The 9,566-nt window shown below is 73.7% G+C and carries 8 protein-coding genes; 6 read left to right on the top strand and 2 right to left on the bottom strand.

Annotated elements, in window-relative coordinates; translation table 11 throughout:
• On the bottom strand, positions 1-853 hold an 853-nt coding region (locus tag ABD308_RS33975; RefSeq protein ID WP_344343617.1), incomplete at its 3' end, for a tellurite resistance/C4-dicarboxylate transporter family protein.
• A gap of 123 nt (positions 854-976) precedes the next feature.
• Here ABD308_RS33975 and ABD308_RS33970 point away from each other — a divergent pair.
• The 6 genes from ABD308_RS33970 to ABD308_RS33945 all read left to right on the top strand — a co-directional run bounded on the left by ABD308_RS33970 (position 977) and on the right by ABD308_RS33945 (position 9,338).
• Positions 977-4,708, top strand: coding sequence for a nitrate reductase subunit alpha (locus ABD308_RS33970; RefSeq protein ID WP_425554919.1), 3,732 nt, complete (start codon positions 977-979; stop codon positions 4,706-4,708).
• A complete protein-coding gene (gene narH, locus ABD308_RS33965) occupies positions 4,708-6,318 on the top strand; it encodes a nitrate reductase subunit beta (protein WP_344343613.1) in 1,611 nt (536 codons plus the stop codon). The genes ABD308_RS33970 and narH overlap by 1 nt, the downstream gene beginning before the upstream one ends.
• Positions 6,315-6,926 (top strand): nitrate reductase molybdenum cofactor assembly chaperone, encoded by a 612-nt coding sequence (gene narJ, locus ABD308_RS33960; protein WP_344343611.1) that lies wholly within the window; start codon positions 6,315-6,317, stop codon positions 6,924-6,926. The genes narH and narJ overlap by 4 nt, the downstream gene beginning before the upstream one ends.
• A gap of 15 nt (positions 6,927-6,941) precedes the next feature.
• Entirely contained in the window at positions 6,942-7,667 is a 726-nt protein-coding gene (gene narI, locus ABD308_RS33955; RefSeq protein ID WP_344343609.1) for a respiratory nitrate reductase subunit gamma, read from the top strand.
• A gap of 67 nt (positions 7,668-7,734) precedes the next feature.
• On the top strand, positions 7,735-8,244 hold the full coding sequence (locus ABD308_RS33950; RefSeq protein ID WP_344343607.1) for a DUF4240 domain-containing protein: 510 nt from the start codon (positions 7,735-7,737) through the stop codon (positions 8,242-8,244).
• Positions 8,245-8,357: 113 nt separating this feature from the next.
• Positions 8,358-9,338, top strand: coding sequence for a helix-turn-helix transcriptional regulator (locus tag ABD308_RS33945; RefSeq protein ID WP_344343605.1), 981 nt, complete (start codon positions 8,358-8,360; stop codon positions 9,336-9,338).
• A 33-nt stretch (positions 9,339-9,371) separates the two neighbouring features.
• Here the strand turns inward: ABD308_RS33945 and ABD308_RS33940 are convergent.
• Positions 9,372-9,566 (bottom strand): alpha/beta hydrolase (locus ABD308_RS33940; RefSeq protein WP_344343603.1); only part of this gene is annotated, 195 nt, incomplete at its 5' end.

The following is a 9,566-nucleotide window of genomic DNA, read 5'->3' as shown; positions in this document are numbered from 1 at the left end:
CCGGGGGGGCCCCGCCCGTCGACAGCGAGGCCACCGCCGTCATGCCCAGCGGGAAGACCGTCGACCAGCGCCGCAGGTCGTAGCGGAGCCGGGGCCGCAGCAGCTCGGCGACGGCCAGCACCGCGTACCAGGCCAGCGCGACGCCGAGCAGCACCAGCGTCACCACCCGCAGCGCGGTGTGCGCGCCGCCGCTCCACACCCCGGAGGCGAGGAGCTTGGACGCGGCCAGCGCGGAGATCGCCATCGCGCCGCCGGCCACCCAGTGGTCGCCCGCGCCCGCCGTCACCTGGCGCGGGTCGAAGCGGCGCAGCGCGTCCCCGTACAGCAGGAGGCCGAGGACGAACACCGGCAGCGCCGCCCGGGCGAGCCAGTCGGCGGTGTGCGGGGCGAGGGTGGCGGCGAGCACGGCCAGGCCCTGGGTGGCGACGCAGATCAGGAAGGCCGCGCCGGGCATCCGCCACCCGAGGTGGCGCAGCACCGAGACGAGCAGCACCGGCCAGGCGAGGGCCGCGACGGCGAGCAGCACCTCGGCGACCACCGTCCAGCCCAGCTGGTCGAGGCGGACGCCCAGCACGGTGGTGGCGGCGACCGCGGTGAGCGCGGGCGGGGTCCGCGAGCGGGCCGTCCAACCGCCCGGGTCGGCGAGCAGCAGGGTGATGAAGGCGAGCGCCAGCAGCAGCCACAGCACCCCGGCGATCCAGAGGTCGGCGATCGACAGGGCGTCGAAGCCGGCCAGGTGGAAGCCGACCGAGATGATCCCGGTCGCCATCACGGCCGCGCCGGTCGCGGGCGGGACCGCGTCCCAGCGCGGGCCCCGCCGCCGCTGCGGGGCCGGGCCTCCGCGTTCGTCCATGGCTCCATCGCAGCGCCCGAACCCGGACCCGGCCACCGGACGCCGCCGGACCGGGCCCCCGGTGGCGGCCGGGTCACCCGGCGGGCCCCCTCCCGGGTGCGGCGGCGCACCGGCGCGGTTTCGATGGGCTCACGGTCCGGCCCGGAAGCGGAGGGTGTCAACGTGCGCGAGCCGACGAGCGAGCCCGGTGCCGCGTTCCTCAGGGCGGGCCGGTTTTTCCGCCCCGGCACGCCCGCGCCCGACCTGCACAGCGTCCGGCTCACCGGTGGACGTGAGGCCGACGCCTTCTACCGGGACCGCTGGAGCCACGACAAGGTCGTGTACTCCACCCACGGCGTCAACTGCACCGGCTCCTGCCGCTGGAAGGTCTTCGTCAAGGACGGCGTCATCACCTGGGAGACCCAGGCCACCGACTACCCGTCCGTCGGCCCCGACCGCCCCGAGTACGAGCCGCGCGGCTGCCCGCGCGGCGCCGCCTTCTCCTGGTACACCTACTCGCCGACCCGGGTGCGCTACCCGTACGTGCGCGGCGTGCTGCTGGAGCTGTACCGGGAGGCGCGGGCCCGGCTGGGCGACCCGGTGGCGGCCTGGGCGGAGCTCACCGGCGACCCGGAGCGCCGCCGCGCCTACCAGCGGGCCCGGGGCAAGGGCGGCCTGGTGCGCGCGGGTTGGGACGAGGCGGTGGAGATCGTCGCCGCCGCGCACGTGCACACCGTGAAGGCCTACGGCCCGGACCGGATCGCCGGCTTCTCACCGATCCCGGCGATGTCGATCGTCTCGCACGCGGCCGGCGCCCGCTTCCACTCGCTGATCGGCGCCGCCATGCTCTCCTTCTACGACTGGTACGCGGACCTGCCGGTGGCCTCCCCGCAGGTGTTCGGCGACCAGACCGACGTTCCCGAGTCGGGGGACTGGTGGGACGCCGCCTACCTGATGATGTGGGGCTCCAACGTCCCCGTCACCCGCACCCCGGACGCGCACTGGATGGCGGAGGCCCGCTACCGGGGCCAGAAGGTGGTGGCGGTCTCCCCGGACTACGCGGACAACACCAAGTTCGCCGACGAGTGGCTGCACCCCCACCCGGGCACCGACGGCGCCCTCGCCCTCGCCATGGGCCATGTGATCCTGCGCGAGTTCTTCGTCGAGCGCACCACCCCGTTCTTCGACGACTACGTGCGCCGCTTCACCGACCTGCCGTTCCTGGTCACCCTGGGCGAACGGGACGGCGCGTTCACCCCCGCCAAGTTCCTGCGCGCCGCCGACCTCGGCGACACCGGCGAGGGCGCCGCCTGGAAGCTCGCCGTCCTGGACGAGGCTACCGGCCGCCCCGCCGTGCCCAACGGCTCGCTGGGCTTCCGCTGGACCGCCTCCGGCGAGGGCCGCTGGAACCTCGACCTCCAGGGCCTGCGCCCGCGCCTGACCCTGTACGGCGAGGCCGCCGCCACCCCCGTCGAGGTGCTGCTGCCGCGCTTCGACACCGACGGCGGCGAGCACGGCCAGGGCCGGGGCGACACCGTGCGCCGGGGCGTGCCCGCGCTGCGCCTGGAGGGCGGCGCGCTGGTCACCACCGTCTACGACCTGCTGCTCGCCCAGTACGGCGTCGGCCGCGAGGGCCTGCCCGGCCGCTGGCCCGCCTCCTACGACGACCCGGACACCCCCGGCACCCCCGCCTGGCAGGAGCGGCACACCTCGGTGCCCGCCGCCCAGGCCGCCCGGGTGGCACGGGAGTTCGCGCGCACCGCCGAGGAGTCGCGGGGCCGCTGCATGATCCTGATGGGCGCCGGAACCAACCACTGGTTCCACTCCGAGACCATCTACCGCGCCTTCCTCGCCCTGCTCGCCCTGACCGGCTGCCAGGGCCGCAACGGCGGCGGCTGGGCGCACTACGTGGGCCAGGAGAAGTGCCGGCCGATCACCGGCTGGGCGACCCTCGCCGGGGCCCTGGACTGGTCCCGCCCGCCCAGGCAGGCGATCGGCACCGGCTGGTTCTTCCTGCACACCGACCAGTGGCGCTACGACACCTACCCCGCCGACGTGCTGGCCTCCCCGCTCGGCACCGGCCGCTTCCGGGGCCTGGCCACCGTCGACCTGCTGGCCCGCTCCGCCCGGCTCGGCTGGATGCCCTCCTACCCGACCTTCGACCGCAACCCGCTCGACCTCGCCGACGAGGCCCGCGCCCTCGGCCGCGACCCCGAGGACCACGTCGTCGCCGAACTGCGCGCCGGCCGGCTGAAGTTCGCCTGCGAGGACCCGGACGACCCGGCCAACTGGCCCCGGGTGCTGACGCTGTGGCGGGCCAACCTGCTCGGCTCCTCCGCCAAGGGCGCCGAGTACTTCACCAGACACCTGCTGGGCACCCACTCCTCGCTGCGTGCCCGGGAGGCCGGTGAGGACGTGCGCCCGCGCGACGTCCGCTGGCACGCCCGGGCCCCCGAGGGCAAGGTGGACCTGCTGCTCTCGCTGGACTTCCGGATGACCTCCTCCACCCTGCTGTCCGACGTCGTGCTGCCCGCCGCCACCTGGTACGAGAAGCACGACCTCTCCTCCACCGACATGCACCCCTACGTGCACTCCTTCGCCCCCGCCGTCGACCCGCCCTGGCAGGCCCGCACCGACTTCGACGCCTTCCACGCGATCGCCGCCCGGTTCAGTGAACTCGCCCACGGGCACCTGGACACCCGGCACGATCTGGTCGCCACCGCGCTGCAGCACGACACCCCCGGCGAGACCGCCCAGCCCGGGGGCACCGACCTCGACTGGCGGGACGGCGCTTGCGAACCCGTCCCCGGCGCCACCATGCCGAACCTCGCCGTCGTCGAACGCGACTACACCGCGGTGGCCGCCAAGATGGCCTCCCTCGGCCCGCTGGCCGAGCGGCTCGGCCTGCCCGCCAAGGGCGTGGTGCTGCACCCGGAAGAGGAGATCGAGCAGCTGAAGGCCCGCAACGGCGTCGTACGCGGCGGCCCCGCCGACGGCCGCCCGGCCCTGGACACCGCCGTCAAGGCGTGCGACACCGTGCTCGCCCTGTCCGGCACCACCAACGGCCGGCTCGCCACCCAGGGCTTCCACACCCTGGAACGCCGCACCGGCCGGGAGTTGGCGCACCTGGCCGCCGAGCACGAGGGCCGCCGGATCTCCTACGCCGACACCCAGGCCGCCCCGGCCCCGGTCATCACCTCGCCCGAGTGGTCCGGCAGCGAGTCCGGCGGCCGCCGCTACAGCCCGTTCACCCTCAACACCGAGCACCTCAAACCCTGGCACACGCTCAGCGGCCGCCAGCACTTCTTCGTCGACCACGACTGGATGCACGAACTCGGCGAGGCGCTGCCGGTCTACCGGCCGCCGCTCGACATCCACCGGCTGTTCGGCGAACCCGCCCTCGGCGCCGACGGGCACAAGGAGGTGACGGTCCGCTACCTCACCCCGCACAACAAGTGGTCCATCCACTCCGAGTACCAGGACAACCTGCTCATGCTCGCGCTCTCCCGCGGCGGACAGGTGATCTGGATGTCGGCCGAGGACGCCGCCGCGATCGGCGTCGCCGACAACGACTGGATCGAGGCCGTCAACCGCAACGGCGTCGTCGTCGCCCGCGCCGTCGTCTCGCACCGCATGCCGCCCGGCACCGTCTACATGCACCACGCGCAGGAGCGCACCGTCAACGTGCCGCGCGCCGAGACCGGCGGGCGGCGCGGCGGCATCCACAACTCGCTCACCAGGGTGCTGCTCAAGCCCACCCACCTGATCGGCGGCTACGCCCAGCTCTCCTGGGCGTTCAACTACCTCGGCCCGACCGGCAACCAGCGCGACGAGGTGACGGTCATCCGCCGGCGCCGCCAGGAGGTGCGGTACTGATGCGCGTGATGGCCCAGCTCGCCATGGTGATGAACCTCGACAAGTGCATCGGCTGCCACACCTGTTCGGTCACCTGCAAACAGACCTGGACCAACCGCCAGGGCACCGAGTACGTCTGGTTCAACAACGTCGAGACCCGCCCCGGACTCGGCTACCCCCGCCGCTACGAGGACCAGGACAAGTGGCGCGGAGGCTGGCGGCTCGACCGGCGCGGACGGCTCAGACTGCGTCAGGGCGGCCGGCTCCACAAGCTCGCCTCGATCTTCGCCAACCCCGTCATGCCCACCCTCCAGGACTACTACGAGCCCTGGACGTACGACTACCGCGCCCTCACCGACGCCCCGCTCGGCGAGGACTACCCCGTCGCCCGGCCGCACTCGCTGATCACCGGCCGCCCGATGGCCGTCGAATGGTCGCCCAACTGGGACGACGACCTCGGCGGCGCCCCCGAACACGCCGCCGCCGACCCCAACGTCGAACGGCTGCGCAAGGAGGTCGGCGAGCGGATCCGCTTCCAGTACGAGCAGAGCTTCATGTTCTACCTGCCCCGGATCTGCGAGCACTGCCTCAACCCGGCCTGCGCCGCCGCCTGCCCCTCCGGAGCGATCTACAAGCGGGCCGAGGACGGCATCGTCCTGGTCGACCAGGACGGCTGCCGGGGCTGGCGCCAGTGCGTCACCGGCTGCCCGTACAAGAAGATCTACTTCAACCACCGCACCGGCAAGGCCGAGAAGTGCACCTTCTGCTACCCGCGCACCGAGGTCGGCCTGCCCACCGTCTGCTCCGAGACCTGCGTCGGGCGGCTGCGCTACCTCGGCGTGCTGCTCTACGACGCCGACCGGGTCACCGCCGCCGCCTCCGTCGCGGACGAACACGACCTGTACGAGGCCCAGCTGGGTGTCTTCCTGGACCCCGAGGACCCCGAGACGCGGCGCGCCGCCGAGCGCGACGGCGTCCCGCACGACTGGATCGAGGCCGCCCGCCGCTCGCCCGTGCACGCGCTGATCAGCACCTACCGGGTCGCGCTGCCGCTCCACCCCGAGTACCGCACCCTGCCGATGGTCTGGTACATCCCGCCGCTCTCCCCGGTGGTCGAGGAGGTCGCCGCCGCCGGGCACGACGGCGAGGACGCCGGCAACCTCTTCGGCGCGATCGACGCCCTGCGCATCCCCGTCGACTACCTCGCCGGACTCTTCACCGCCGGCGACCCCGGACCGGTGCGCGCCGCCCTCGACCGCCTCGCCGCGATGCGCGCCCACATGCGCGCCGTCAACCTCGGCCGCGACCCCGACCCCGCCGCCGCCGAGGCCGTTGGACTCGACGCCACCTCGATCGAGGACCTCTTCCGGCTGCTCGCCATCGCCAAGTACGAGGACCGCTACGTCATCCCGACCGCGGCCCGCGCCGACGCCGAACGGCTGGAGGAGTCCGCGCTGCCCGCCGGCTGCGGACTCGACCACGCCGACGGGGCGCCCGACGGCACCGACGGTCCGTTCGGCGCCGGATCGGGACGGCGCTCGCTGCCCCTGGTCACCATCGAGACCTTCCACGGGCTGCGCCGGCGCCAGAACGCCGACCGCCCGGCACCGCCCGAGGAGTCCTCGCCGTGACGGCCGACCCGCGTGCGCTGGTGCGCCGGGCCGCGGCCGACTGCCTCTGCTACCCGGAGGCCCCGCCGGGCCCGCTCGCCGAGCTGATCCGGCCGGTCCGGCACGCCGCCGCCGCGCCGCTGCGCGCCTTCCTCGACTGGGCCGGGGCCCGGCCCGCCGGTGAACTGGCCCGCCACTACGTCGAGGTCTTCGACTTCACGCAGCGGCACAGCCTGCACCTCAGCTGGTGGACCGACGGCGACACCCGCCGGCGCGGCGAGGCCCTGCTGCGCTTCAAAGCCGCCTACCGCGCGCACGGACTGGAGTTCACCGGCGAGGACCTGCCCGACTTCCTGCCCGCGGTCCTGGAGTTCACCGCGGCCACCGGTGACGAGGCGCTGCTGCGCGGGCACCGGCCCGCCCTGGAACTCCTGCGGCTGGCCCTCACCGAGCACGGCACGCCGTACGCGCACGTGCTCACCGCCGTCTGCGCCACCCTGCCCGGGCCGTCGCCCAGGGACCGCGCCGCCGCGCTGGCGCTCGCCCGGGGCGGGCCGCCGCGCGAACAGGTCGGCCTGGACACCCCGCCGTACGGGCACCTCGGCCTGCTGCCCGTCCTGCCCACCTGACGGGAGACCCGATCGATGGACACCTTCCTCTGGGGCGCGCTGCCGTACATCGCGGCGGCGCTGCTGGTCTCCGGACTCGTCTGGCGCCACCGCTACGACAGGTTCGGCTGGACCACCCGCTCCTCCGAGCTCTACGAATCCCGCCTGCTGAACATCGCCTCCCCGGTGTTCCACTACGGCATCCTCTTCGTGCTGGCCGGCCACCTCATGGGCCTGTTCGTGCCCGCCTCCTGGACGGACGCCGTCGGCCTCGACGAGCACGCCTACCACCTGCTCTCGCTCTTCGCCGGCTGCGCGGCGGGCTTCCTGGCGGTCGCCGGCATCCTCGTGCTGCTCTACCGCCGGCGCCGCAACCCCGCCGTGCTGCGCGCCACCACCCGCAACGACAAGCTGATGTACGTGGTGCTGCTCGCGGCGATCGTGCTCGGCCTGGCCGCCAAGCTGATGCACTCCTCGCTCGACTCCGGCTACGACTACCGCTCCACCATCGCCCCGTGGGCCCGTAGCCTGTTTACCCTGAGTCCGGACGTGAGCCGGATGGCGGACGTGCCGGTCGCGTTCAAGGTGCACGCGGTGGTCGGCCTGCTGCTGTTCGCGCTGCTGCCCTTCACCCGCCTGGTGCACATGTTCAGCGCCCCCGTGCAGTACCTCTTCCGCCCGTACATCGTCTACCGTGCCCGCGACCCCCGACAGCCCGCCGGCGGCCGGGTCCGGCGGGGCTGGGAGCGGATCGACGAGTGACCGCCGCCTGTCGGTGGCGGGTGCAATGATCCGTTCCGACACACTCGCCGAGCGGAACGGAACGACCATGAGCACCATCGACCAGGAACCGGCGGCCGAGCTGCCCTGGGAGCGGTTCTGGCAGCTGATCGACCTGATCGGCGGCGAACCCGCGGTCGCCTTCTGCGCGACCTTCGACGACGGCTGCGAACGGCTCGGCGCCGCGCTCGCCGCCGGTCCGGCCGAGGAGATCGTCGGCTTCGGCGAGCGCTTCGCCGAGGCCCTCTACCGCCTCGACCGCGAGGAGTACGGGACCCAGTCGGCCTCGGACCCGGACGACCCCGAGGACCGGCCGCTCCCGCTGAGCGACGACGGCTTCCTCTACGCCCGCGCCGCCGTGGTCGCCTCCGGGCGCACCGCGTACGAGCGCGTGCTCGCCGATCCCGCGCTGTTCGCCCGCTACTCCTTCCGCAGCGGCGAGTCCCTGCTCTACGTGCACGAGGAGGCGTACGAGACGGCGACGGGGGAGGAGTGGGACCACGACACCCGGTACGACTACGAGTCCTGCTCCAACCGCGAGGGCTGGCCGAAGCTCTGAGAGTGCACGGCTCTTGCCTCTGAGCGTCATCCTCCGCCCTGGACGTCCGCGGCGGCCGATCGTGTCGGCCGGTGCGGCAGAATGGCCGGAAATGATCGTTTCTGGGAGACCGTGTGCTGCTGCTCGACCTCGACAAGGTGCCGCCCCGTGAACGGGTGGAGGCGTTCCACCACGCGTTGACGGATTCGCTGGTGCCCAACGACGTCGCCCACGAGGAGCCGGAGAGCGGGATCCACGCGCGCATGGAGCTCTGGCGGGTCGGCGGGCTGGACCTCTTCGCCACCCGGAACTCGGGCTTCGAGGTGCGGCGGACGGCCCAGCACGTGCGCCACCACCGGAACAGCCCCGTGGTCTCGGTCTCGCTCCAGCCCCTGGGCGTCCACCGGGCCCAGGTCGCGGGCCGCCGGGAGATCCTGGGCTCCGACGACATCTGCGTCTTCCACGAGCTGTCGCCCCGCGTGTACGGCTGGTCCGGCGACGGGGCGTCCCAGTCCGTCATGTTCGACATGCACCGCCTCGGCGTGCCGGTGGAGACGGTGGTGCGCGCGTCCCTGCGACTGCGCGCCAGTCCGATGTACGGCCTGGTGCTGCAGCACCTGCGGGGCGTGTGGCGCGATCCCGGCCGGCTGGAGGCCGATCCCGGGGCGGAGGCGCTGGCGTCCGCGACGACGGACCTGGTCCGCGCCCTGCTCCTCTCGGCCGCGCACGCCGAGGAGAGCGCCGAGGTCAGGTCGACGATGGACGACACCCTGCTCACCCGGATCATGGCCTACACGCGGTCCCACCTCGCGGACCGCGACCTGACGCCGGAGCGGATCGCGGCGGAGCACGCCGTCTCGGTCCGCCGGCTCTACGCGCTGCTCAGCGGGGCGGGGATCAGCCTGGAGCAGTGGCTGATCGCGGAGCGGCTCGGGAAGGCGCGGCGCATGCTGGCCTCCGCGCGGTACGACCGTCTGACCATCGCCGCGGTCTCCGCCCGGTGCGGGTTCAGCAGCCCGAGCCACTTCAGCCGCCGTTTCCAGGCGTCCTACGGGGTGTCCCCGAGCGAATGGCGGCGGCTGGGCGGCACCGTTCCCGTGGACGGGCCGGCCTGACCCGGCGGGAAGGGCGCCGGGGCCGGGTCACCGTCAGGTGTGCAGGGCGGTGTGCAGGGTGTCCGTCAGCTGAATGCGTGCCGCCCTGGACGCCTCCGTGTCGCGGAGCAGGTCGAACAGGACGAAACCGTGGATCGTGCCGTGATAGCGGACCGACACGACCGGGACGTCCGCCTGCCGCAGCCGCGCCGCGTACGCCTCGCCCTCGTCACGGAGCACGTCGGCCTC

It is taken from the genome of Kitasatospora putterlickiae, from assembly GCF_039527695.1.
Lineage (GTDB): Bacteria > Actinomycetota > Actinomycetes > Streptomycetales > Streptomycetaceae > Kitasatospora > Kitasatospora putterlickiae.
Note: the sequence above shows the minus strand (reverse complement) of the source record. Positions and strands in the feature narration are given on the sequence as shown.

Excerpts from the sequence above, each read along its gene's own strand:
- narH (WP_344343613.1), top strand. The coding sequence starts at position 4,708 with ATGCGCGTGATGGCCCAGCTCGCCATGGTGATGAACCTCGACAAGTGC.
- ABD308_RS33970 (WP_425554919.1), top strand. The coding sequence starts at position 977 with ATGGGCTCACGGTCCGGCCCGGAAGCGGAGGGTGTCAACGTGCGCGAG.
- narI (WP_344343609.1), top strand. The coding sequence starts at position 6,942 with ATGGACACCTTCCTCTGGGGCGCGCTGCCGTACATCGCGGCGGCGCTG.
- ABD308_RS33950 (WP_344343607.1), top strand. The coding sequence starts at position 7,735 with ATGAGCACCATCGACCAGGAACCGGCGGCCGAGCTGCCCTGGGAGCGG.